This window comes from Ectobacillus funiculus, from assembly GCF_004138295.1.
GTDB lineage: Bacteria > Bacillota > Bacilli > Bacillales > Bacillaceae_G > Ectobacillus > Ectobacillus funiculus.
In genome coordinates this window covers 154,162-178,591 of the sequence record NZ_SCFM01000007.1, presented here as the reverse complement: position 1 = coordinate 178,591, position 24,430 = coordinate 154,162, and the positions used below count along the sequence as shown (strand labels likewise).

Below are 24,430 nucleotides of genomic sequence, written 5' to 3'. Positions count from 1 at the left end.
ATCAGCGATGCCGATAAAAGCTGTTTTTGTTTTACCTAGTACAAGATGCTTTTTACGAGGGATTCGTATTTCAAATTGTACAAACCGGCAGCAGATTTATTTTCCATCTTGAAAAAATAGTGTACAATAAGTATGGGCTATAGGCAGACGAGCTTACGTCCGAGTACATATATACGGGAGGAATTACAAAATGGCAAAATATGAATTACCACAATTACCTTACGCTTATGATGCATTAGAGCCTCATATCGATAAGGAAACAATGAACATCCACCACACAAAGCACCACAACACTTACGTAACAAACGTAAACGCAGCTTTGGAAAGCTATCCAGAATTAGCAGCGAAAAGTGTAGAAGCACTTATCTCTAACATGGAAGAAGTACCAGAAGCAATCCGTACTGCAGTTCGCAACAACGGTGGCGGCCATGCAAACCACTCTTTATTCTGGACAATTCTTTCTCCAAATGGCGGCGGTGAGCCAGTAGGCGAACTTGCTGCAGCAATCAATGCAAAATTCGGCAGCTATGCTGCATTTAAAGAAGAGTTTGCAAAAGCAGCTACAACTCGCTTCGGCTCTGGTTGGGCATGGCTTGTTGTAAACAACGGTGAAATCGAAGTAACAAGCACTCCAAACCAAGACTCTCCATTAATGGAAGGTAAAACACCTGTTCTTGGATTAGACGTATGGGAGCATGCGTACTACTTGAACTACCAAAACCGTCGTCCTGACTACATTTCTGCATTCTGGAATGTAGTAGATTGGAACGCTGTTGAGAAACGTTACCAAGAAGCAAAATAATGATTTAGCAGGCCGCTCATTCGGCCTGTTTTTTTATTGTAAGAAGGTATAAATTTCTAGTTAAAGGGTAATCTTGCATAATTGGTAATTTAAGTGATTAAATATAAGTACAATTATGCCTCTGTCTTCGCCGCATCAACTCCCCTTTTTCTTACATAATTCTCCCCTAACTCGGAAGACTAAGCTTTGAAGTAAAGGGGAGTTTTAAATGATGAAAACAAAGCATTTAATTGGAGATGTGGAAATCAACCGTGATCTCGTGTTGCTGTTAACAATCGGCGGGTTGTACACATTAGCTATTTCGTTATCCAATACGTTCGTGAACATCTACATTTGGAAGCAAACGAAGGATTTTCTGAACATTGGATTGTATAATTTAGCTGTTGTGATAGCACAGCCGATTACGTTCGCATGTGCAGGGAAGCTGGCGAAAAATGTGGATCGCATCATTATTTTGCGCTTAGGAATGAGCGCACTTGCCGCTTTTTTTATTACGGTTTTATGGACTGGAACAAATGCCTCACAATATATTTTACTCATCGGAAGCATGCTTGGAATTGGCTATGGGTTTTATTGGCTCGCATTTAATTTACTTACATTTGAAATTACAGAGCCGGAAACGAGAGATTTTTTCAATGGCTTTCTAGGGCTGCTAACATCACTTGCTGGCATGATCGGTCCTATTTTGGCCGGATATGTGATTTCTCACATGAAAAGATGGAATGGATATACTTTTATTTTCATTCTTTCATTAACCTTATTTACTATTGCGATTGTCATGAGCTTTTTTTTGTCACGCAGGGAGTGTGAAGGGAAATATGAGCTTGTGAAAATTATTCGAGAACGACGGCATAATCGAAACTGGAACCGAGTGACGCTGGCTCACTTTTTCCAAGGACTTCGAGAAGGGACTTTCGTATTTGTCATCTCGGTCTATGTGTACATAACAACGGGAAGTGAGCTTGCCATCGGGAAGTTTGGGCTTGTCAGTTCAGCAATTTCATTTCTTTGTTACTATTTGGCAACACGCCTCATTAAGGATGCGTATCGAAAAAAGGCAATTCTTCTTGGGGGCCTGCTTTTGTACGTAGGAGTGTATCTTGTTATCATTGATGTCACCTATCCGAAGCTCCTTATTTATGCGGCCTGCATTGCCGTTGCCTATCCTATTTTGCTCGTGCCGTATATGTCCATGACATATGATGTGATTGGCAAGGCTCGTCAGGCAAAGGAGCTTCGTGTGGAGTATATCGTTGTTCGCGAGCTATTCTTAAATGCTGGAAGAATTTGCTCTATCGTCTCTTTTTTGATTGCTGTTCGCTTTTTTCAGCCGCAGCAAAGCTTGCCCGTTTTACTTGGCATTTTAGGAATGGGACATCTTCTTATATATTTTACAGTTCGCAATGTAGCGTATGGGACAACAGTGCAGCCGAAACCAGGACTGCAAGTATCGCGAACAAGGCAGGAACTTACGGAAGGGGAAGGTTAACTTCTCGCATGCTTTATGGTAAAATAAGAACTACGTGAGGACACCTTGCTTACAAGGTGTCCCTTTTTCCGGCGCTTGCTTCTAAAAGCTATCGCGCTGCGTTTGAATGAAAGGAGGGAGAAGGGAAGATCGCTCTTTCAGAAGAATGTCCCTTATAAGAATGAAAAAGAAGCAGAAAAAGAAAAAAAGTCCTGTGCCGCTCCGATTAAATCTATTATTCTTTCTCGTGTTTGTTATGTTTTCAGCGCTTATCCTGCGCTTAGGTGTTGTGCAGATTGTATACGGAGAGGATTATAAAAAGGAAGTAGAGCGTACCGAGAACGTAACAGTAAGTACAGCGGTACCGCGCGGGAAAATTTATGACCGCTATCATCGCATTGTTGTTGATAATACGCCTCTGCGAACGATTACGTATACAAGAATGAGCGGATCCACAAGTGAGGAGCGTTTGAAAGTGGCGCAGCAGTTGGCACAGCTCATCGACATGCCGACTGATAAAATCACTGAGCGTGATAAAAAAGATTTTTGGATGCTGTTGAATGAGGACCGTGCTAAAAAGAAAATTACAGCAAAAGATAGACAAGAGCTTAAAGATAAAAAAATTGATGATGCTGAAGTATATAAACGGCAGCTGGCACGAATTACGGATGCCGAGCTGCAGGAGTTGACGCCGGCCCAGTTAGAAGTTTTAGCTATTAAACGGCAAATGGATAGCGGCTATACGAATACACCGCAAATTATTAAAAATAAAGATGTGACACCTCAGGAGTATGCGGTAATCAGCGAAAATCTGGACAAGCTGCCGGGTGTTGATACAACAACAGATTGGGATCGAAATTATGCGTACGACAATTTATTCCGGACTGTTCTTGGAAATGTGTCAAGCGCTGATGAAGGATTGCCAGTAGACCGGCTGAATTACTATTTAGTCCGCGATTATAACCGCAACGACCGCGTTGGAAAAAGCTATATTGAGCAAGAATATGAAGATATGCTGCATGGCACCAAGGCGGAAGTGAAGAATGTTACGGATCAAAAGGGGAATATTTTAGATACAATCTATGTTTCCAAAGGATCCCGAGGAAAAGATTTAATCTTAACAATGGACATGGAGCTGCAAAAGCGGGTAGAGCAGATTATTGAGGAAGAGCTGAAGGCTGCAAAGGCTACAGGCGAGACAATGCTCGACCGTGCATTTGTTGTGATGATGAACCCGAAAAATGGCGAGATATTATCCATGGCCGGCAAACAGCTCGTGAACAAGGACGGCAAGCAGGAAGTACAGGACTTTGCGCTTGGCACAATGACAAGCTCCTATGCGATGGGATCTGCTGTAAAAGGAGCGACGGTTCTGACCGGTTTGCAGACAGGAGCCATTAAGCCGGATACAACGCTAGTGGATGAGCCGATCAAAATTAAAGGAACTCCTGTCAAAAAATCATGGAAGAACATGGGACGTATTGGAATTCAGACGGCGCTGCAACAATCCTCCAACGTATTTATGTTTAAAACAGCGATGAATATTGCAGGCGTACAATATGTACCGGGCGGGACTCTTGATATTAAACAAAAGGCCTTTGATACAATGCGCTTATATTTTAGCCAGTTTGGTCTTGGTGTACCGACGGGCATTGATTTGCCAAATGAATCAAGCGGCTTTAAAGGGACAGCTGACCAGCCAGGTCTCCTATTGGACCTTGCGATTGGCCAGTATGATACCTATACACCGCTGCAGCTCGCGCAATATGTATCTACGATTGCGAATGGAGGCTACCGTATTAAGCCGCAAATCATGAAGGAAATTCGTGAACCAAGCACAACGACTGGGGAAATCGGAAAAGTAGTAGAATCAACTGAACCGGTTGTGCTGAACCGTATTGATATGGATGACAGCTATCTGAAGGTTGTGCAGGAGGGCTTCCGTATGGTTATGCAAACACCAAGTGGAACGGGGGCTTCCCTGTTTATGAAGGCGCCATATGCAGCATATAAGGCGGCTGGAAAAACGGGAACGGCTGAAACCTTCTATGATGGTCCTATCGATTCATTACGAACAACGCCTGTCTATAACTTAACATTAATCGGCTATGCGCCGGATGAGAACCCGGAAGTGGCATTTTCTGTTGTTGTACCTTGGATGAAAAATGACTCAAATGCTGTAAACAAAAAAATAGGAAGCCGTATTTTAGATGCCTATTTTCAGTTGAAAAAGGAAGAAGTCGCAATGGAAGTAAGTCCGTCTCTATACGGAGAAACAGGAACAGGAGCAGAAGCTGAGAACCAATAAAAAGAGCAGGCATCGCTTGTTTCGCTTCTGTAGTTCACTTTAGACGAAAAACAGTAAAAAGCACACAATTCCATCGAAGGAATTGTGTGCTTTTTTTTGGACAAGCTTCATATAATAATATAGCTATAGCCCGATTGCTTGTACAGGTGCAGTGTTTATCGAAGGGTGTCGACATTTACAAAAGATTTACAAAGGGTTAAAACCGCATTAATAGTCAGGTATTATCCTTATTCGTGTAGTCCTGTGCGCAGGACTTTTATGGGAGGAAGGAAACGATGAAAACAGGCTTTACAAGCATAGCTGCTTTGCTATTTGCTTGTACTGTATTTGCGTTCGACGCGCATGCAAATCCCTACTTACGGGGAAGTGTGACAATGGACGGATCCTCTACTGTGTTTCCGATTATGGAGGCCGTATCAGAAGAATATGCGCATCAGCAGTCCTATGTGAAAACACCCATTAGTATCTCTGGCACAGGGGGAGGATTCAATCGATTTATCAAAGGAGAAATAGATATTACTAACGCCTCCCGCCCTATTAAAAGAGAAGAGCAGGAAGCTGCAAAACAAAATGATATACAATATGCTGTGTTTCCGATTGCGTATGATGGGCTTACCATTATTGTCAATCAGCGCAATACCTGGCTTACGCACATAACAGACAGCGAGCTGAAGCAGCTTTGGGCGGAAAGCGGCAAACAAAAAAAATGGTCTGATATTAATCCAAGCTGGCCGCAGCAGCCAATTCACTTTTACGCACCAGGCATTGATTCCGGGACATACGACTACTTTCAGGAAACCATTTTAGGAGAACGCGACATGACAAGGTTTGCTACATTTTCAGAGGATGATAATGTGCTTGTCAGAGGAGTCATGAGTGATCCGTATGCCATCGCTTTTTTAGGATTTGCATACTACTCCTTAAATGAGCAAAAGGTGAGGGCGGTGGCTGTAAATGGAGTGCTGCCTGCGAAGGACACGATTCAATCCGGTCGATATAAACCTCTTTCCCGTCCGCTTTACATGTATGTAAACAAAGCATCGATCCGTGAAAAGGAATGCGTGTACGATTATCTGCGTTTTGCTTTCCGGTATGGCGGACAGCTTGCGGAAGAGGTTGGCTATGTACAGCTGCCGCGCCAAAAGTATGAACAGCAGCTGCGGCGATTGGATGAAATAAAGAAAACTCGCTGATTGGCGAGCCGTTAGGCGAAGAGAGAGGCCTAGTTGCACTTATACTGTATTCCTAAAATTTCCGACTATGTCGAGTTAGCTTCTAGCTGGAAATTTATACTTTCTTACAGTGTAAAGAGAGAAAAAACATAATCTTGTCTGGAGGATGGAAAGGGGTTTTCATCTTTGGCTTTGTCCAAACGCAGTCGTTCTGTCGGTTCGGTTCGTATGCTTATTCAGCGTAACCGCAAACATCACAGAAAAGAACAGCTGCTCAGCAAAGCGGTTCCAGTTTTGTTGTTTACCGCGGCAAGCCTATCGATCCTAACAACGATTGGGATTGTCTGGACGCTTGCAACGGAAACGACAGTTTTTTTTCAGCACATATCGATTATCCATTTTGTAACAGGAAAAGAGTGGCTGCCATTTTTTCGAACAAATGCGCAATACGGCATACTTCCTCTTGTATGCGGTACGTTTCTCGTGACGGCTATCGCAATGATGGTAGCTATTCCAATTGGTCTGGGATGTGCTGTATATTTGAGCGAATATGCTTCGGATAGGCTCAGAAGGATTATTAAGCCTCTGTTAGAGATTTTGGCAGGGATTCCGACGATCGTGTACGGATTTTTTGCACTAACATTCGTTACACCTATGCTGCAAACCATCATTCCAAAACTGCAATTCTTTAATGCCCTAAGTCCAGGCATTGTCATTGGGATTATGCTTATTCCGACAATTGCTTCTCTTTCAGAGGATGCGATCCATGCGGTTCCGTCTTCCTTTCGAGAAGGTTCACTCGGCCTGGGAGCTACGCGCTTTGAAACAACTGTTAGAGTTGTGCTGCCATCTGCTTTGTCAGGCATTCTCGCTTCCATTGTGCTCGCTGTTTCCCGCGCAATGGGGGAGACGATGATTGTTGTCATCGCTGGGGGAGCGACACCCGTGTTGTCTATAAATCCGATGCAGTCGATTCAGACTTTAACGGCATATATTGTGCAGGTCAGCCTTGGAGATGCACCACATGGCACGATTGCTTATTACAGCATGTATGCGGTGGGGAGTGTGCTGTTTATCTTTACATTCTTTATGAATATGGCTGCCCGTCACATCGCTCGTCGCTTTAAGGGGGGCTATTCGTGAATATGCTGGATCATAAAGCAATGCAGAAGCGGATGAAGAGACGGTTTCGAATCGATGTGCTGCAGCGATTGTTATTTGTATTGGCTACTGTAGCCTCATTGCTGATTTTACTGCTTCTGATATATCAAATTGTGAAGCAAGGGATTTCTTATATAGATTTTGGCTTTGTGACACATTTCTCGTCACGAAGACCAGAGGATGCCGGTATTGCTGCTGCTCTTTGGGGAACAATAGCATTAATGTCAATTGTAACCCCTGTTTCCTTATTGCTCGGAGTCGGAACAGCATTATATTTGGAGGAATATGCTCCAAGAACGGCATTTACAAGGTTTGTTGAGTTAAATATTCATACTCTTGCTGGTGTTCCATCCATCGTCTTTGGATTGCTCGGATTAACCGTTTTTGTATATGGCCTGGGTTTAGGGCAAAGTCTGTTAGCAGGCGGATTGACGATGAGCTTACTCGTACTTCCCACCATCGTAGTAGCATCACAGGAGGCATTGCGGTCCGTATCGCGTTCCTTGCAGGAGGCCTCTTATGCGCTTGGTGCTACAAAGTGGCGAACGCTGCGATCTGTTGTAATCCCTGCAGCGTTTCCGGGCATATTGACAGGATGCATCCTGTCCTTGTCCCGCGCGGTGGGAGAGGCGGCTCCTTTGCTCGTAATTGGAGCGCTTGCTTTTATTCATTATATACCTGTTAATCCGCTGGAGGGCTTTACCGTTTTGCCTATTCAAATTTTTAATTGGATGAGCAGGCCGCAGGAGGAATTTCATTCTGTAGCAGCCGCGGGAATTCTTGTACTGCTCGCTTTATTACTCGCAATGAACGCCATTGCTGTACTGCTAAGAAACCGAAAGCAAAAAAGATATTGACTGTTAGAAATGGATGAAGGGGGAATTCAAAATGGTAGCTACTGCTATAAATGTAAAAGTAAAAGGTGAGACGACAAAAATAGAGACACCGAAAAATATCGTGTTCGATACGAAAAAACTAAATCTTTGGTATGGGGAAGATCATGCGCTAAAGGATATTGATTTCAGCATTTATGAAAATGAAGTAACAGCAATTATCGGACCGAGCGGATGCGGAAAATCTACTTATTTAAAAACATTAAACCGGATGGTTGAGCTAGTGCCGATTGTTCGTACAACGGGAGAGATTCAATATCGCGGACGAAATATCTTCGATAAGTCCTATCATGTCGAAGAGCTGCGTACTCACGTAGGAATGGTGTTCCAAAAGCCGAATCCGTTCCCAAAATCCATTTATGAGAACATTGCATACGGTCCGAAGATTCATGGTATTCGTGATAAGAAGCAGCTCGATGAAATTGTGGAAAAAAGCCTGCGTGGTGCAGCGATTTGGGATGAGTTGAAGGATCGTCTTCATGATAGCGCATATGGTTTATCGGGCGGACAGCAGCAGCGCGTATGTATTGCACGCTGCTTGGCAATTGAGCCGGATGTGATTTTGATGGATGAACCAACATCAGCGTTAGACCCTATTTCTACGTTAAAGGTAGAAGAATTGATTCAAGAGCTGAAAAAGAACTTTAGCATCGTAATTGTTACACATAATATGCAGCAGGCAGCTCGCGTTTCTGATCGTACAGCATTTTTCTTAAGCGGTGAAGTTGTCGAGTATACAAATACAAATCAATTGTTTACAACACCAAAGGACAAGAGAACAGAGGATTACATTACAGGACGTTTCGGTTGATACTTTCACCGTCAAGGAGGCAGGTAAGGTGGTACGTGGACAGTTTCACTTCGACTTAGATACACTACAGGATAAAGTTATGGAGCTGGGCGAATTAGCGAAGGAAGCTCTTAATACAGCAATGAATGGTTTACGTTCAAAAAACATTGAACTGGCGCTGCAAGTTATCGATGATGATCAGCGGGCAGATGATTTGGAAGAAGAAATTAACGATTTTGCATTAATGCTCATTACAAAGCAGCAGCCCGTTGCTGTTGATTTAAGACGGATTTTTGTATCTATTAAAATTGCAACAGATTTAGAACGAATTGCCGACCATGCAGTGAACATTGCGAAGTCCACAATTCGTCTTGGCGAAAAAGAGCGGGCTGTTACACTTGAAGATCTAGAGACTATGTTTCAAAATGCCTATGAAATGTTATCTACTGTCATGCAAGCTTATAAAGAGGAAGATTTAACATTAGCAAAGCAGGTAGCAGAAATGGACGATACAGTGGACGAATTATACGGAAAATCTATTCGGGAGTTTATTGCCTATATTCCGGAGCATCCACAGGAAATTGCACAAATTACACAAATGTCTTTGATTGCCCGCTACATTGAACGTGTTGCCGATCATATCACAAATATTGCAGAAAATGTGTTTTATCTTGTTAAAGGGAAGCACTATTTACTGAATGAGTAAAAAGAAGGAATGGGTCTCTCTTTAGATTCTCCGTGATCATATAACAAAAAAATCTGTATATCAGCAGAAATTTGTTTTTTTGCTGGTATACAGATTTTTTATTTGCTATGTTCCAAAATTAGACAAATTACAACGTTGTCACTCTTATTCACAGGTGGTATCATTTTATTGAGAATTCCATTTATTCTGACTATTGTCATGAAAGTGCTTACAACGTCTATATAATTAGATAAGTCTCTTTTAGTAGAGACAGGAGGGAAGTAGAAAAGTGTTGCAAATTCTTCTGTTGGCGTGGGAATATCCTCCAATGCTTGTGGGCGGTCTTGGAAGACATGTATATGAGCTTTCTAAGGCAGTGGCTGCAAAAGGTCATACGGTTCATGTCATTACTACACATGTAGATGACTTCAAGTTTTATGAACAAATTAATCATGTACATGTACATCGTGTGAAAAGTCACTATGACAATCGTGCAGACTTTTATACGTGGATTGATGGCTTAAACAAGGCAATTGTGCAATATGCGCAGGTTTTGTGTAAGGAAGTTTCATTTGACCTCATTCATGCACATGATTGGCTCGTATGCAGCGCCGCAACAGCAATTAAGCGGCAGGAACACATCCCTCTTCTCACTACAATTCATGCGACAGAGCATGGACGCAATAATGGGATTCATACATCACTCCAATATGAAATACATATGACAGAAAAAGAACTTGTAAAAGAATCCGATGTTTTAATCGTATGCAGCACATATATGAAGCATGAGATTGAGCTGATTTTAGATGCATCTCCGTCTAAAATTGCCATATTTCCAAATGGAATTGATACAAACTTTTTTAAATTAAGCATGGGGCAAAGTGTACGAAACACATATGCACTGCAAGATCGGATCATTGTTTTCTCAATTGGACGCATTGTAAATGAAAAAGGATTTCAAACGGTCATTGATGCCGCTCCTGAACTTTCTAAACGCTATTCTTGTTTAATGTTTATTGTTGCGGGAAAAGGGCCTATGCTGGATTATTATCGTTCAGTCGTTACAGAAAGAGGGCTTGGACACGTGATTTCCTTTGTCGGTCATATAAGCGAGGAGGAGCAAAGGGCGTTTTTGCAGGAAAGTGATATTGTACTCGTTCCGAGCCTATACGAGCCGTTTGGCATCGTAGCATTGGAAGGAATGCTGGCCGCAAAGCCAACCATCGTATCCGATGTAGGGGGCTTAAGCGAGATTGTCATTCATAGTGAGAATGGCTTTAAGATGCACCCTGGGGATGTAGGGAGCTTAATAGAGCAGATTGAACGTATTGTCACAAATCCAAAGGAAGCAACGAGAATAGCGGAAAATGGAAGGGAATACGTTTTGCAAAAATACAATTGGACAACAATAGCAGAAAATACAATTCGTGTTTATAGAGGAGCTGTTCATCATTCTAAAAGTGGGGGTTGAGGGGAATGAAGGGAGTCATTTTGGCAGGAGGAAAGGGAACGCGTTTACGGCCATTAACATGCAATCTCCCAAAGCCTATGCTGCCTCTGCTCAATAAGCCGGTTATGGAATACAGCCTAGAATTGCTAAAGCAGCATGGAATTGAAGAAATTGCTGTTACGGTTCAATATATGGGCAATGCCATTCAAAATTATTTTGGGGATGGAAGCAAGTGGGGAGTGAAGCTTCATTATTTTGAAGATTCACCCCCGCTTGGAACCGCTGGCAGTGTAAAGCAGGCAGAAGCTTTTTTAGATGAACCATTTGTTGTCATTAGCGGTGATGCATTAACGGATTTTCAATTATCTCGCGGGATGGATTTCCATCGAAGCGAAGAGCGTTTGGTAACTATTTTTTTAAAAGAGGTGTCTCATCCGCTTGACTTCGGTCTTGCTGTTACAGAGGAAGATGGGCGCATTGTGAAATACATCGAAAAGCCAGGCTGGAATGAGGTCGTTTCTAATACTGTGAATACAGGCATTTATATTATGAATCCAGAGATTTTTTCATATATGGAGCGTCATATGTTCTATGATTTCAGCCGTGATATTTTTCCAAGATTGCTCAAGGAAAAGAAAAATATATATGGCTATTTAAGTGAGGGGTATTGGCTTGATATCGGGACATTTCCCCAATACAGACAGGCGCATTTTGATTTATTGATGAAAAAGGTGAGTGTGCAGCTTCCATTTACGGAAGTATTGCCAATGGTCTGGATGGGGGCAGATGTTACAATTGAGGATGGAACGAAAATACAAGGACCGCTTCTTATTGGAGATGGTGCTGTTGTAAAAAGCGGTGCACTCATTGAGCCGTATTCTATTATTGGAAAAAATAATATAATCGGCGAAAATACGCACGTGCAAAAAACAATTTTATGGAATGATGTGTATGTTGGAAAGCAATGCGAACTAACAGGGACGACGATTGCATCCGGAACGGTGATCGAGGATGGCTCGACATTGTTTGAAAAAAGCATTGTAGCGGACCACTGTAAGTTAGGGAAAAACACTGTTGTTAAGGCAAAGATAAAGGTTGCACCTGGAAAAGTCATCGAAGGAAGCTCTGTATTAAGCTCATCCCTTATGTCCGAGCAGGAGAACGCGCTCTCCCTGCTGCAAAGAGGCACAGTTGCTGGGCGCGCAAATTTAGATATTACCCCTGAGTTCATCGTAAAGTTGGCTGCGGCATATGGATCTATTTTCCCTCTTCACTCCTCCATTTTAATCGGAGGCGATTGGAACCCGTATTCACAGCTTCTGAAACAAGCGTTTATGAGCGGGCTGCATGCGGCAGGTATTCATACAATGGAATGTCAGCCTGTGAGCGATTCTTGCTTTCGTTACGCCGCCTTGATGGAAGATGTGGTAGGAGGTGTATTTCTATCTGTCTTACAGCATGAAGATGAAGAGAAAATGGTTGTTCGTTTTTATGATCAAGACGGTTATCCTATTTCTGTCCGGATGGAAAAAGAGATTGAATCTATATATATGTCAGAGCTGTATCGGCATGTAAACGTAACAAGCATTGGCATAAATGCCGAGGCAAACATTAGCGAAGAGCAGTATGTATATTCTTTGCTGCAATCCTTAAATAGATCGCTCATCCGAAATGAGAAGTTTCATCTTCTTGTCAATAAAACAGAGAATCCATTTCATAATATGGTACTTTCATTTCTGCAGCTTCTCGGTTGCTCACTTACGTGGGTATACTCACAAGCGAACGAGAGTCATGTTAAATCGCTCATGCAATCAAGCAAAGCAGATGTCGGTATTATATTTCATGAGCAAGGGAGAATGTTTGAGCTATATGATTCATTTGGAAACGTATATAAAAGCATCGGGCAGGAGAATGTTGCGATCCCGGATATTTTATTTCACCAGGGAGAAGAAGTACTGTATCCTTTATTACTAAAACATGGAGCAAGCTATGTCATTTGCTCCGTCAAAGAAGAACGCCAAGAAGGAGAGTTTAAGCATAAGAGGTTTGAACACGATTCCTTATACCGGATTGGAAAGCTATTGGAGCTTATCGCTTTTCGAAAACAGCCGCTTCATGGAGTTTTTGAGCCGTATCCTCAATGCTACTTATTTTGGGATGAGGTCGTTTGTCCGTGGGGAGAAAAAGGGAGAGTCATGCGTATGCTTCTAGCTGATATGCAGAATCAAGAGATGGAAGTCATGGATGGAATTCGGTTTCAGTATGAAAATGGGGACTGGTCCTATATCGTATCTGATCTCAGTCAGCCGAAGCTCATCGTGTATTCCCAGTCTTCCACTCCAGAAGCGGCAAAGGAAAAAAATACTCATTTAATTGAAAAAATAAGACAATATCAAAAGGTCTAGAAATTTTATAAAAAAGGTGATATCATAGTAAAGTCTGATTTATGCCACAATGACTGGAGGGAAATAAGAATGCGCGTAAACATCACTTTGGCTTGCACAGAATGCGGCGAGCGTAACTATATCTCAAAGAAAAACAAACGTAACAATCCAGAGCGTCTTGAGCTTAAAAAATATTGTTCAAGAGACAAAAAAGCGACAGTACACCGCGAAACAAAGTAAGCAGTAGGGATTCCTACTGCTTCTTTTTTTACACTTTTGGTATACATTTCTAGCTAGGAGATCGTTCCACATAGCGGAAAATTTTAGGAATACAGTATAAGGGCAACACGCCTCTGTCTTCGGCCAAAGGCAGGGCTTGCCAGTCGGCGAGTTTTCTTTTCACTGTAGGAAAGATAAATTCCCAGCTAGAAGTTCATTCGACGTAGCGGGGAATTTTAGGAATACAGTATAAGGGGCAACTACGCCTCTGTCTTCGCCCAAGGGCAGGGCTTGCCAGTCGGCGAGTTTTCTTTTCACTGTAGGAAAGATAAATTCCCAGCTAGAAGTTCATTCGACGTAGCGGGGAATTTTAGGAATACAGTATAAGGGGCAACTACGCCTCTGTCTTCGCCCAAGGGCAGGGCTTGCCAGTCGGCGAGTTTTCTTTTCACTGTAGGAAAGATAAATTCCCAGCTAGAAGTTCATTCGACGTAGCGGGGAATTTTAGGAATACAGTATAAGGGGCAACTACGCCTCTGTCTTCGCCCAAGGGCAGGGCTTGCCAGTCGGCGAGTTTTCTTTTCACTGTAGGAAAGATAAATTCCCAGCTAGAAGTTCATTCGACGTAGCGGGGAATTTTAGGAATACAGTATAAGGGGCAACTACGCCTCTGTCTTCGCCCAAGGGCAGGGCTTGCCAGTCGGCGAGTTTTCTTTTCACTGTAGGAAAGATAAATTCCCAGCTAGAAGTTCATTCGACGTAGCGGGGAATTTTAGGAATACAGTATAAGGGCAACTACGCCTCTGTCTTCGCCCAAAAGCAGGGCTTGCCAGTCGGCGAGTTTTCTTTACAAAAGGAAGGTGCGAGATGAGTGAGATTAAACAACAGCTTCGGAAGCAAATAAGGGAGCGCATCATGTGTATGTCAGAAGAAGAGAGAGCGCGATGGTCTGGGCAAATTTCCGGTCGTTTATATGAGCTGAATGAGTGGCAGCATGCACACACTATTGGGATTACAATTTCTGTGGATGAAGAGGTTTCGACATATGAGATGATTGAACGTGCTTGGCAGGAAGGAAAAAGAGTTGCTGCACCAAAATGTGATCGGCTTTCTAGAACAATGACGTTTCGTGAAATACGAAGCTGGGATGATTTGGAGAAAGTCTATATGAACCTAAGAGAGCCGATTCCAGCTCGTACGAAAGAAATCTCTGCTGATGAGATTGAACTGCTCATTATGCCAGGCATCGCATTCACGGAAAAAGGAGATCGTTTAGGATACGGTGGAGGCTATTATGACCGATTTTTACCTCATTACAGCGGTCATACGATCGCACTTGCCTATTCTGCACAGCTTGTTCCTTCTATACCAATGGATGAGCATGATAAACGCGTACAGAAAATTGTAACAGAGTCGCAAGTATACAGCAGCTTATAATGTATGACTCCCTTCTAATTCACTTATAATATCATATGAAATAGCTATATCTTACTTTACTTAGAACGAAGCAGGATTTCTGCTGAAAAAGTACCCCTACTTCCATTTCGTGCAGCGTAGGTGATAGTGGTCCAAAGATGTTTTAGAAAAAGGGCTGCTCATGGACTAGACAATGGTGCCTGTTTTACAACAGAATATTTCAAAAAGACAAATCACCTAGGAGATTTGTCTTTTTTTGTCACATGCGCCTGATTCAGAGACATCTTGCATACGTTTTATAATACACTAAAGAAAACTCGCCGATTGGCAAGCCGTTAGGCGAAGACAGAGGCGTAGTTGCCCTTATACTGTATTCTTAAAATTTCCGACTACGTCGAATTTACTTCTAGCTGGAAATTTATCTTTCCTACAGTGAAAAGAAAACTCGCCATTGGCAAGCCGTTAGGCGAAGACAGAGGCGTAGTTGCCCTTATACTGTATTCTTAAAATTTCCGACTACGTTGAATTTACTTCTAGCTGGAAATTTCTACTTTCCTATAGTGGGACAAAAAGAGGAATTGGAGGGGATTTCTTGCATCAACAACAGGATTCCTTATATTGGGCGCTTCTGTATAGTCTTGTATGTTTACATAAGTATGAAATCCTGCATAACTCTGAGGAACAAGGGGAAGCATGGCTGCAATCTCCAGTGCTTAAAAGCAATGTGATTGTCCGTTTGAAGCGCCATGATGTGGATTGGAGCAGCTGGGTGAGAGAGGATTTGAAACATCTGGAGCGGATGAGGGCTCAACGATTCCGAGGAAAGAAAAAGGTATATAACATTTATGTTTCACGATTTGAGCCATTGGATGATTGGCAGGCTGCAATTGCAGATGAAAACAGCCGCGTGTTTATTAGAACTGTATTCTTTACCGAATATAATGAAAAGCGCCAGGCTGATTTTATGCGGATGTCACTGAAAATGAGCGATGAAGAGGCTGCCATTATATATTCCTTGAAGGAGAAGCCGGCGGAGGCATTACGGTCTCAGCTAGACGGCTTTTTGAAATTGAAGAACAAGCAGCAGTATATTTTAAATTATGCTCGTCCCTTCATTACCAAGCTATTTGTAGCGATTCAAATTGTTTTATTTGGAGTATTGGAATATGCTGGCGGCAGTACAAATATAGCAACGCTCATTGCGTTTGGCGCCAAATATAATCCCCTTATTTTACAAGGAGAATGGTGGCGATTCTTTACGCCGATGTTTTTGCATATTGGTCTCTTGCATCTTTTGATGAATACAGTGGCACTTTATTATGTGGGGAGTCAGGTTGAGCGGATTTTAGGAAATATAAGATTTTTATTTGTGTATTTATTTGCAGGCTTTTGTGGCAGTCTTTTGAGCTTTGTATCTTCAAACGCTGTAGCTGCCGGAGCATCTGGAGCCATTTTTGGATGTTTTGGGGCACTCTTATATATTGCTGCATCGTATGCTAAGGTATTTTCTAGAACAATGATGCAAAGTGTTCTAACTCTCATTGGAATCAATCTGTTATTTGGATTTGCTGTTCCCGGCATTGATAATGCAGGGCATATCGGCGGTTTAATCGGGGGATTTTTGGCAACCGTTATGGTACATGTTCCAGGGAAAAAGGGATCGCTCCTTCAGAAAGCAGCCGCGATGCTCATTGCGCTTCTGTTTGTCAGCATTCTGCTGTTTTATAGTCTGCACCTGAAAGGGAATGGTGTGCTGTAAAGGAAGCAGGAAAACAGAGAGAAAATGTCGAATTTTAAATAAATGTGCGTAATGGACATAGAGGAAATTGACGCTTCCCGCTGTTCTTTTTATAATGGGTATGGGAACGTTTTCTTATAATAGGATGCACGAAGGAAGGTGAAGCGTTGACATCCATTTACGACATTCAACAATTATTGAAGAAATTCGGGACCATCATTTATACCGGAGACCGTGTTGCCGATTTAGAATTGATGGCGGACGAATTACATGAACTGCATGAGGCGAAGCTTATTGAAGCAACAATCTATGAAGCGGCTTCATTTGTTCTCAGACAGGAAATGCAAAAACAAAAAGACAAATTACATTAAGGGGTGCGTTATGCAGGAGAAATGGTTAGTAGGTGTCGACCTTGGGGGCACAACAATTAAGTTAGCATTTATTAGCGTCTATGGCGAGATTCTACATAAATGGGAAATCCCGACGAATATTAGCGAGAAGGGGAAGTATATCACTGTTGATATCGCAAAGGCGATTGATGAAAAGCTGCAAGAACTGGGAGAGCAAAAGAGTAAACTTGCAGGTCTCGGTATGGGAGCGCCAGGACCAGTACATATGGCAACAGGCTTGATTTACGAGGCAATCAATTTAGGGTGGAAGGATTATCCGCTCAAAGATTTGCTTGAAGTAGAAACAGGACTTCCTGTTGTTGTGGATAATGATGCAAATATTGCGGCTATCGGTGAAATGTGGAAAGGTGCCGGAGAAGGTGCGAAGGATATCGTATGTGTGACGCTTGGTACGGGAGTCGGCGGCGGTGTAATCGCTAATGGAGAGGTTGTCCATGGTGTAAGCGGAGCAGGCGGTGAGATTGGACATATTACTGTTGTTCCTGAAGGCGGGGCTCCATGTAATTGTGGAAAAACTGGCTGTTTAGAAACAGTCGCATCTGCAACAGGTATTGTACGTTTAGCGAAGGAAGCGCTTCAAAACAGCAAAGAAGAGGGTGAGCTTCGCAACAGATGGAATGAGGCGGGCACAGTCACTGCAAAGGATGTATTTGATGCTGCGCGGAACGGAGATGCATTTGCGCAAAGCATCCTTGACCACGTAGCCTTCTACTTAGGACTGGCTATTGCAAACTTCTCCAATGCTTTAAATCCAGAAAAGGTTGTAATCGGCGGCGGCGTATCAAAAGCTGGAGATGTATTGCTGCAGCCGGTACAGAAATACTTTGAAAAGTACGCATTTCCTCGCGTTGCAAAAAGTACAAAGTTAGCGATTGCTACGCTTGGCAATGATGCGGGTGTGATTGGCGGCGCTTGGTTAGTAAAAACAAAAATAGCAAAATTGTAACGAACGCTCGCCGATTGGCGAAGACGGATGTGTAGTTACACTTACATCATGTATAGAGGCATTCTTACAGGGAACAAACATGCAGTCGTAAAACATTATACGAAAAGGGCTCTGATTCAATCAGAGCCCTTTTCGTATAGCTGAAGAAATGTGCAGCTCCTAAGCAGGGTTTTCATAGGCAGCTTCAGGGAGCCTTTCTCATTAATGTGCCGGCGGGTAACCGTTATTGAGTACAGTCATGATAGTAAACCAGCCGAAAACAAGAAGAGTTGCCGCAGAGAATGCTATCCCCAGCATATTCTTGTTTTTCAAGGTTTTGAGCGTCGAGAACACGCTCAGTAATGTTACTAGCGCGAAAATCACTACGAGACCCATATATATCCCCCTCTGCTCTTCCGCTTCTTTGCATATGAAAACTGTAAAAATCTTCCCTTTCTTTTCATTGTACATGGTTTCCAAAAAAATGTCGAGGTGAAACCGTTAACAATGATGTAGCTCTTACACACAGGGCACTTTTGACCTTGAGGTAATTGGTAATTGTCACTGGCGGGCCCTGCCTTTGGGCGAAGACAGAGGAGTAGCCCTACTTATACTGTATTCCTAAAATTTTGCGCTACGTCGAATTGGCTTTCAGCTAGAAATTTATCCTCTCTCTTAAAGTGATATAAAAACAGCCTTCTGGAATAATCTGTCCGAACTGCACTATTGTTACTACATGAGCGAACAGGATTAATTCCGTTTTTCTCTGTCGTTCCATGTAAAGAAAAAATGGTGTATCATGAGAGTAAAAGATAGGTTTGGAGGAAATATACATGAAATTAAAATGGAGACAGCTTCCCTTAGGACCGCTGCAAACAAATGCATATGTGCTGCGTAATGATAAAAAGGAGTGCGTTATCTTTGATCCAGGGCATGAAGGAGAAAAACTTATTAGCTACTTACAGCAGGAGGGGTTAACACCGCTTGCTGTTTTATTAACACATGCCCATTTTGATCATATCGGCGCAGTGGATGATGTGCGTGACGCCTATAAGATTCCTGTTTATTTACATAAAGAAGAGCAATATTGGCTGTCTGATCCCGAATTAAATGGCTCGTACCTATTTATGACGAACCGCGAGATTACAGCAAAGCCCGCAGATCGTCTGATTGAAAGGGAGGGAGAGCTCACAATTGGCTCATTTACGTTTACGATTCTAGAGACACCTGGACACTCTCCAGGAAGCGTTTCGTACTACTGTAAAGAAGCCGGTGCGGTGTTTTCCGGAGATGCTTTATTTCAAATGAGTATTGGACGAACGGATTTACCGGGAGGCAGCTTTAATGAACTGATGATGAGTATTGAAAATAAACTTTTCTCATTACCAGATGATACAGCAGTGCTGAGCGGCCATGGTCCTAAGACGAGCATTGGCTTTGAAAAAGCGAATAATCCGTTTTTGAAATAAGGAGAGACATGATGCAGGAGATTTTGAAGGAAGCGATACGAGAGCAGGAAGGAAATAGGATTCCCTATAGTACGTTTATCGAACTTGCCCTTTATCATCCCGAATACGGGTACTATATGAAAGAGAAGGAAAAGATAGGGAGAGCAGGAGACTTTTTCACAAGCAGTAATGTATCTTCTTTATTTGCTAAGCAGTTTTCTCGGTTTTTCATGCGTCTTGTATCAGATAGGGTTGTACCGCCAATCATTTGCGAGATTGGAGCGGGCACAGGCAGGTTTGCCCGCGATGTATTGACCGAGTGGAGGACAAGTGATCCTCAATCCTTTTCAAAGCTGCGCTATCTTATCATTGAAGCAAGTCCTTATCATCGCAAGGTACAGCTAGAGATGCTGTCACAGTTTGCGAATGTAACGCAGTATGCTTCTTTTGTCGATATACCTAAGGAATTTGAAGGAGTTGTATTTGCCAACGAGCTATATGATGCGTTTCCTGTAGATGTGGTAGAGCAGCAGAATGATATGCTGTACGAAGTATCTGTAAGCCTTAAGGAACGACACTTGAAGGAGGTCATCCATCCGTTGCAGAAGAAAGAAATTCTTCAGTATTTGGAGAGGCATCGTTTGCATTTGAAAAACGGGCAGCGTTTTGAAATTCCACTTGCGATGGGGCGATTTGTACAGGAGCTCAGCGGACGCGTAAAACGGGCTGTGTTCGTGACTGTTGATTATGGTTACACAAATGACGAATGGATGCATCCTAGCCGCAGAGAAGGCAGCTTACGCGGATATTATGAACACCAGCTCGTTCGCAATCCGCTTGAGTGTCCTGGAGAGATGGATTTGACAGCTCATATTCACTGGGACGAGTTGCAGCTTGCAGGGGAGACAGCGGGATTGCATACAATGCTGCGAATGAAACAGCGTTCCTTTCTCCTTAGCACGGGGATTTTACAGCATCTTGTGAATCATCAGGACAGAAATCCCTTTTCAGAAGCAAGCAAGCAAAATCGCGCCATTCGTTCTTTAATTTTGAGCGGCGGAATGAGCGATGCCTTCGATGTGATGATTCAGCAAAAGGGGATTCCGCAGTTGGAGCTAGAGCGTTATATGGACTTTACTGTTTGCTCCGCATCGTTGTAGCTAAAGTACAAGAATCTCCTCTCTCTGATCGTGTAACCAGCGAAAGAAGAGGCATAGTTGCCCTTATACTGTATTCCTAAAATTCTCCACTACGTCGAATGAACTTCCAGCTGGGAATTTATACTTTTTTACAGCGTAATAAAAGCGCAGAGACGAGCTCTGCGCTTTTATACTATAATCATCTGTACATTAAGATAAAAAAATAAGACTAGACAAAACTAGATGGTCTTTTTGGTTTTTCTTAGTGGAACATTACTTGAATGAGCTGAAGTACTTTTTCATTTTGTACATCATAGTAAATTTCCAACCCTTTTCGTTCACTTGTCACGATTTTAGCACTTTTTAGCTTAGCTAAATGCTGTGAAATTGTAGACTGCGGCATATTTAAACAAGTATACATGGTAGATACATTGCTAGGACCTCTCTCAATCAATCCCTTCACGATGCACAGACGTACAGGATGTGCAAGAACCTTTAATAACTCGGCATTATTTTCATAAACTTCTAATTCTTCCTGAAACATTTCTAACATTTCGTCCACCTCCGGATATACTGCAAGTACAGCATAGAATATACATAACAAAATTTTACGATAAAAAAAATAGTTTTTGCAAAAAAAAAATTTAAAAATAAAGAAAAAGTAAAAAAAGAGAAAGAATTGTAAAGAGAGTTTATATAAACTAGGAAAATAGGAATATAAAAACAATTTAAATAAATCTAACCAAATCTACTCATTCTAACCTTTCCGCTGTGAATATCGGGAAAGAGGTTGGGTATTCTCTGCCTGTTACTCTATTCCTAAAGCAGGATAATATAAAGAAAACTCGCCGATTGGCGAGCCGTTAGGCGAAGACAGAGGCGTAGTTGCACTTATTTCTCACTACGTCGAATTGTCTTCCAGCTAGAAATTTATACTTTCTTAAAGTGCGTAAAAAAACCCGGGTTTCCCCGGGTTTTTGATTAAAGCGATACAGCTGAAGTTTCAACTGCCACAAGGGCTTGATCGATGTCGCGTATAAGATCATTTGGATTTTCAAGTCCTGCAGACAAGCGAAGAAGAGAAGCAGAGATACCGCGTTTTTCTCGTTCCTCTTGTCCCATCGCAGCGTGCGACATTTTAGCAGGATAGGAAAGAATTGATTCTACAGCGCCAAGGCTGACTGCGAACACAGGAAGCTTAACGTGTGCCAGGAATTGACGAAGCGCTTCTTCGTTTTCAAGCTCAAACGATAAAACAGCACCGCCATCCGTTGCTTGCGCAAACTGGATATCACGCCCTGGATGGTCAGCAAGACCTGGATAGTAGACACGCTTCACTTTTGGATGAGTTTGTAAATACTCGGCAATTTTCTCAGCTGCTGCAACAGAGTGCTGCAGACGCACATGAAGTGTTTTAAGGCCGCGCAGCACAAGCCAGGAATCATGTGGACTAAGAATTGCGCCAAACGCATTTTGTAAAAAGTAGAAGCGCTTTGCCAATTCTTCATCCTTTACAACTGCAAGTCCTGCCATTACGTCACTATGTCCGGCAAGAAACTTTGTTGCGCTGTGAAGTACAATATCGGCTCCTAGCTCAAGCGGCTTCTGCGAAAGTGGCGTTAAGAAGGTATTATCTACAAATGTTAACGCGCCGGCTTTTTTCGCAAGTTCACATATTGCGCGAATATCGGTAATTTTCAAAAGCGGATTAGAAGGCGTCTCCATATAGATGACCTTTGTATTCGGCTGGATTGCTGCCTCTACCTGCGCTATATCAGTCATATCAACAAATGTATGGCTGATGCCATAGCGTGTTAACACCTCTGTTACAACACGGAATGTTCCGCCGTATACATCCTCAGTAATCACAACATGGTCTCCTTGTGATAAGAGAAGAAAAGCAGTCGAAATTGCCGCCATGCCGGATGCAAATGCAAAGCCTCTTACGCCGCCTTCCAAAAGCGCGATTGTTTCTTCTAGCACTTCGCGCGTCGGATTGCCGGAGCGGCTGTAGTCGTATTTTCCAAAGGAGTCTACATCCACCTGATGGAATGTAGAGGAATTGTAGATCGGGACGCTGACCGCCCCTGTTCCTGCATCATATTTAAAGCCATTGTGAATTAACAGTGTATCTTGCTCGTACTTTGTCATGCTTTCACCCCTTCGCGCACTGCGACAAGAGCTTGCGTTAAATCTTGAATGAGGTCCTCTGCGCTTTCAATTCCGACAGAGAAGCGAAGCAGGCGGTTACAAACACCGCGAGCAGAGCGAATTTCTTCTGGAATCTCCGCATGTGTTTGTGTAGCTGGATAGGTCATCAAGCTTTCTACACCGCCTAAGCTTTCAGCAAAGGAAATAAGCTGTAAGGACTGTAAGAGTGGATTCACCCAGCTTTCATCGGCTACACGGAAGGAAAGCATACCGCCGTGTCCTGGATATAAGACATCTGTAATGCCTTCAGCATCTTCTAAAAATGCCGCAATCGCTTTTGCGTTTGCTTCGTGCTGCTTCATACGAAGAGCCAATGTTTTCATTCCGCGAATCACAAGCCAAGCATCAAACGGGCTTAATACAGCACCGGAGGCGTTATGGTAATAACCAATTTGCTGACATAGCTCCTCGCCTTTTGCTACAACCAAACCGCTTAATACATCGTTATGTCCAGCGAGATACTTCGTGCCGCTATGAATGACAATATCTGCGCCAAGTAAAATTGGCTGTTGCAGCACTGGCGTATAGAATGTGTTATCTACAATTAAAAGAAGATCGTGTTTTTTCGTGATTTCCGCGACAGCCGCGATATCAGTTACTTCCATTAAAGGATTGGTAGGAGTTTCCACAAATACAGCCTTTGTGTTCTCGGAAATTGCTGCTTCCACTTCCGCTAGGTTATGCGTATCAACATACTTAAAGCGAACACCCCATTTGTTTTCATGCTCTGTAAATAAACGGTACGTTCCGCCGTATAAATCCTTAGATACAATCATTTCATCTCCTGTTTTAAACAGAGAGAGAACAACAAGAATCGCAGCCATACCAGAGCTGCATGCAAAGCCTTGATCGCCGCCTTCTAGATCAGCGATGGCGCGCTCCAAAATTTTTCTTGTTGGATTTCCTGTGCGAATATAATCGAAGCCAGTAGATTGTCCAATTCCTTCATGACGATAAGCAGTAGAAAAATAAACAGGCGGATTAACCGCTCCTGTAGCTGTTTCGCTACGGTTTCCAATTTGAGCTAGTTTCGTTTCTTGTGAATACATGTGCAGTTCCTCCTTAAATAAACAATAAAAGCCTTCTTTGTTGTAAAAGAAGGCTTTGTGCTCGGCGCGAATACCTTCTTATCTCTCAAATTCTGTGAGAATTTGCTGGAGTTAGCACCTTTTTAACTGCATGTTAATGGTTGCTGAGGCGTCGTCAGGCCAGTTCCCTCGACCTCTCTTGATAAGAGAAAAAATTATAAAATTGTAAGTCCCTTATATAATTTATACTAAATACAGCATAAAAATCAATTCCCTTTTTATAATCTTCCGTAAATTCTTTGATTTCAAAAAATGCCATTGACTTCACTCCAGTACACATGCTAAATTAAGTGAAAATTGGGATTTGCTATATGAAGACGATAATGCCGTTTCTATGTTATCATAACCTTAGATGAAAATATAATGCTCTTATCGAGAGAGGCAGAGGGAAAGGCCCGATGAAGCCCGGCAACCTTCAAGCTTGTATGCTTGAAACGGTGCTAACACCTGCAGAACGAATCTGTTCTGGATGATAAGAGGGACATCAAACCCCCTCTTTCTGTCTGAAGAGGGGGTTTCTTACTGAAATCCGAGAGTATATGTTTCGAGTATTTTCAAGCTATTGCGGTCTGCTTCTTTTTGCAAAATAATCCTTCTACTAGTAAGAACAAAAGCACTGGTAGCAGAGAAGAGCTTAAGGAGTATTTCCGTCAGTTAACTCCACCCGAACCGCTTGGGCTGTTTTGCTACGGGAGCAGGGATGGACCACGTCTGCTTTTCTTA

Annotated in this window: 21 protein-coding genes and 2 riboswitches; of the genes, 17 read left to right on the top strand and 4 right to left on the bottom strand. The window is 42.6% G+C overall.

What is annotated here, in order from left to right; genetic code table 11:
• The first annotated feature begins 190 nt into the window (after positions 1 to 190).
• The 15 genes from sodA (at position 191) to EP737_RS07085 (ending at position 17,842) form a co-directional block, all read left to right on the top strand.
• Positions 191 to 802 carry a superoxide dismutase [Mn] gene (gene sodA / locus EP737_RS07155; protein WP_129727252.1) on the top strand — a complete coding sequence of 204 codons (612 nt, stop codon included), beginning with the start codon at positions 191 to 193 and terminating at the stop codon, positions 800 to 802.
• A gap of 211 nt (positions 803 to 1,013) precedes the next feature.
• Complete coding sequence (locus EP737_RS07150; RefSeq protein ID WP_129727397.1) at positions 1,014 to 2,291, top strand: MFS transporter; 1,278 nt, start codon at positions 1,014 to 1,016, stop codon at positions 2,289 to 2,291.
• A gap of 160 nt (positions 2,292 to 2,451) precedes the next feature.
• Positions 2,452 to 4,578, top strand: coding sequence for a peptidoglycan D,D-transpeptidase FtsI family protein (locus EP737_RS07145; RefSeq protein ID WP_129727250.1), 2,127 nt, complete (start codon positions 2,452 to 2,454; stop codon positions 4,576 to 4,578).
• Positions 4,579 to 4,853: 275 nt separating this feature from the next.
• Entirely contained in the window at positions 4,854 to 5,771 is a 918-nt protein-coding gene (locus EP737_RS07140; protein WP_129727248.1) for a PstS family phosphate ABC transporter substrate-binding protein, read from the top strand.
• Positions 5,772 to 5,936: 165 nt separating this feature from the next.
• Positions 5,937 to 6,893, top strand: coding sequence for a phosphate ABC transporter permease subunit PstC (gene pstC / locus EP737_RS07135; RefSeq protein WP_129727246.1), 957 nt, complete (start codon positions 5,937 to 5,939; stop codon positions 6,891 to 6,893).
• The gene (pstA, locus tag EP737_RS07130; protein WP_129727245.1) at positions 6,890 to 7,768 is read left to right on the top strand and encodes a phosphate ABC transporter permease PstA; all 879 of its coding nucleotides are present in this window, start codon (positions 6,890 to 6,892) and stop codon (positions 7,766 to 7,768) included. The genes pstC and pstA overlap by 4 nt, the downstream gene beginning before the upstream one ends.
• A 31-nt stretch (positions 7,769 to 7,799) precedes the next feature.
• Entirely contained in the window at positions 7,800 to 8,615 is an 816-nt protein-coding gene (gene pstB / locus EP737_RS07125; protein WP_129727244.1) for a phosphate ABC transporter ATP-binding protein PstB, read from the top strand.
• A 28-nt stretch (positions 8,616 to 8,643) separates the two neighbouring features.
• Positions 8,644 to 9,300, top strand: coding sequence for a phosphate signaling complex protein PhoU (gene phoU, locus EP737_RS07120; RefSeq protein WP_129727243.1), 657 nt, complete (start codon positions 8,644 to 8,646; stop codon positions 9,298 to 9,300).
• Between the two features lie 268 nt (positions 9,301 to 9,568).
• Positions 9,569 to 10,750 carry a glycosyltransferase family 4 protein gene (locus tag EP737_RS07115; protein WP_129727242.1) on the top strand — a complete coding sequence of 394 codons (1,182 nt, stop codon included), beginning with the start codon at positions 9,569 to 9,571 and terminating at the stop codon, positions 10,748 to 10,750.
• A 5-nt stretch (positions 10,751 to 10,755) separates the two neighbouring features.
• Entirely contained in the window at positions 10,756 to 13,134 is a 2,379-nt protein-coding gene (locus EP737_RS07110) for a sugar phosphate nucleotidyltransferase (protein ID WP_129727241.1), read from the top strand.
• 69 nt (positions 13,135 to 13,203) lie between these two features.
• On the top strand, positions 13,204 to 13,353 hold the full coding sequence (gene rpmG, locus EP737_RS07105; protein ID WP_129727240.1) for a 50S ribosomal protein L33: 150 nt from the start codon (positions 13,204 to 13,206) through the stop codon (positions 13,351 to 13,353).
• A gap of 846 nt (positions 13,354 to 14,199) precedes the next feature.
• Positions 14,200 to 14,769: a 5-formyltetrahydrofolate cyclo-ligase gene (locus tag EP737_RS07100; RefSeq protein WP_129727239.1), complete on the top strand. Its 570-nt coding sequence runs from the start codon at positions 14,200 to 14,202 to the stop codon at positions 14,767 to 14,769.
• Between the two features lie 571 nt (positions 14,770 to 15,340).
• On the top strand, positions 15,341 to 16,507 hold the full coding sequence (locus tag EP737_RS07095; protein ID WP_129727238.1) for a rhomboid family intramembrane serine protease: 1,167 nt from the start codon (positions 15,341 to 15,343) through the stop codon (positions 16,505 to 16,507).
• A gap of 146 nt (positions 16,508 to 16,653) precedes the next feature.
• Positions 16,654 to 16,857: a YqgQ family protein gene (locus tag EP737_RS07090; protein WP_129727237.1), complete on the top strand. Its 204-nt coding sequence runs from the start codon at positions 16,654 to 16,656 to the stop codon at positions 16,855 to 16,857.
• Between the two features lie 10 nt (positions 16,858 to 16,867).
• The gene (locus EP737_RS07085) at positions 16,868 to 17,842 is read left to right on the top strand and encodes an ROK family glucokinase (RefSeq protein WP_129727236.1); all 975 of its coding nucleotides are present in this window, start codon (positions 16,868 to 16,870) and stop codon (positions 17,840 to 17,842) included.
• 201 nt (positions 17,843 to 18,043) lie between these two features.
• Here the strand turns inward: EP737_RS07085 and EP737_RS07080 are convergent, their stop codons facing one another.
• Positions 18,044 to 18,217, bottom strand: coding sequence for a DUF2759 domain-containing protein (locus tag EP737_RS07080; RefSeq protein WP_129727235.1), 174 nt, complete (start codon positions 18,215 to 18,217; stop codon positions 18,044 to 18,046).
• Positions 18,218 to 18,654: 437 nt separating this feature from the next.
• Here EP737_RS07080 and EP737_RS07075 point away from each other — a divergent pair, with 437 nt between their 5' ends.
• A complete protein-coding gene (locus EP737_RS07075; RefSeq protein WP_129727234.1) occupies positions 18,655 to 19,290 on the top strand; it encodes an MBL fold metallo-hydrolase in 636 nt (211 codons plus the stop codon).
• A gap of 11 nt (positions 19,291 to 19,301) precedes the next feature.
• Complete coding sequence (locus tag EP737_RS07070; RefSeq protein ID WP_129727233.1) at positions 19,302 to 20,429, top strand: class I SAM-dependent methyltransferase; 1,128 nt, start codon at positions 19,302 to 19,304, stop codon at positions 20,427 to 20,429.
• 241 nt (positions 20,430 to 20,670) lie between these two features.
• On the opposite strand, the gene EP737_RS07065 is transcribed toward EP737_RS07070, so the two are convergent.
• From EP737_RS07065 to EP737_RS07055, 3 genes are all read right to left on the bottom strand, one after another.
• Positions 20,671 to 20,961 carry an ArsR/SmtB family transcription factor gene (locus EP737_RS07065; RefSeq protein WP_129727232.1) on the bottom strand — a complete coding sequence of 97 codons (291 nt, stop codon included), beginning with the start codon at positions 20,959 to 20,961 and terminating at the stop codon, positions 20,671 to 20,673.
• A gap of 428 nt (positions 20,962 to 21,389) precedes the next feature.
• Positions 21,390 to 22,559, bottom strand: coding sequence for a cystathionine beta-lyase (metC, locus tag EP737_RS07060; RefSeq protein ID WP_129727231.1), 1,170 nt, complete (start codon positions 22,557 to 22,559; stop codon positions 21,390 to 21,392).
• Positions 22,556 to 23,668 (bottom strand): methionine biosynthesis PLP-dependent protein, encoded by a 1,113-nt coding sequence (locus EP737_RS07055; RefSeq protein WP_129727230.1) that lies wholly within the window; start codon positions 23,666 to 23,668, stop codon positions 22,556 to 22,558. The genes metC and EP737_RS07055 overlap by 4 nt, the downstream gene beginning before the upstream one ends.
• Positions 23,669 to 23,743: 75 nt before the next feature.
• Positions 23,744 to 23,856: riboswitch (SAM riboswitch) on the bottom strand.
• Between the two features lie 217 nt (positions 23,857 to 24,073).
• Positions 24,074 to 24,186: riboswitch (SAM riboswitch) on the top strand.
• The last annotated feature ends 244 nt before the right edge of the window (positions 24,187 to 24,430 follow it).

Coding starts and splice junctions, on each gene's coding strand:
- pstB (WP_129727244.1), top strand. CDS start 7,800: ATGGTAGCTACTGCTATAAATGTAAAAGTAAAAGGTGAGACGACAAAA.
- sodA (WP_129727252.1), top strand. CDS start 191: ATGGCAAAATATGAATTACCACAATTACCTTACGCTTATGATGCATTA.
- EP737_RS07055 (WP_129727230.1), bottom strand. CDS start 23,668: ATGTATTCACAAGAAACGAAACTAGCTCAAATTGGAAACCGTAGCGAA.
- EP737_RS07150 (WP_129727397.1), top strand. CDS start 1,014: ATGAAAACAAAGCATTTAATTGGAGATGTGGAAATCAACCGTGATCTC.
- EP737_RS07145 (WP_129727250.1), top strand. CDS start 2,452: ATGAAAAAGAAGCAGAAAAAGAAAAAAAGTCCTGTGCCGCTCCGATTA.
- EP737_RS07070 (WP_129727233.1), top strand. CDS start 19,302: ATGCAGGAGATTTTGAAGGAAGCGATACGAGAGCAGGAAGGAAATAGG.
- EP737_RS07080 (WP_129727235.1), bottom strand. CDS start 18,217: ATGGGTCTCGTAGTGATTTTCGCGCTAGTAACATTACTGAGCGTGTTC.
- EP737_RS07075 (WP_129727234.1), top strand. CDS start 18,655: ATGAAATTAAAATGGAGACAGCTTCCCTTAGGACCGCTGCAAACAAAT.
- rpmG (WP_129727240.1), top strand. CDS start 13,204: ATGCGCGTAAACATCACTTTGGCTTGCACAGAATGCGGCGAGCGTAAC.
- metC (WP_129727231.1), bottom strand. CDS start 22,559: ATGACAAAGTACGAGCAAGATACACTGTTAATTCACAATGGCTTTAAA.
- EP737_RS07065 (WP_129727232.1), bottom strand. CDS start 20,961: ATGTTAGAAATGTTTCAGGAAGAATTAGAAGTTTATGAAAATAATGCC.
- EP737_RS07110 (WP_129727241.1), top strand. CDS start 10,756: ATGAAGGGAGTCATTTTGGCAGGAGGAAAGGGAACGCGTTTACGGCCA.
- EP737_RS07085 (WP_129727236.1), top strand. CDS start 16,868: ATGCAGGAGAAATGGTTAGTAGGTGTCGACCTTGGGGGCACAACAATT.
- EP737_RS07100 (WP_129727239.1), top strand. CDS start 14,200: ATGAGTGAGATTAAACAACAGCTTCGGAAGCAAATAAGGGAGCGCATC.
- EP737_RS07140 (WP_129727248.1), top strand. CDS start 4,854: ATGAAAACAGGCTTTACAAGCATAGCTGCTTTGCTATTTGCTTGTACT.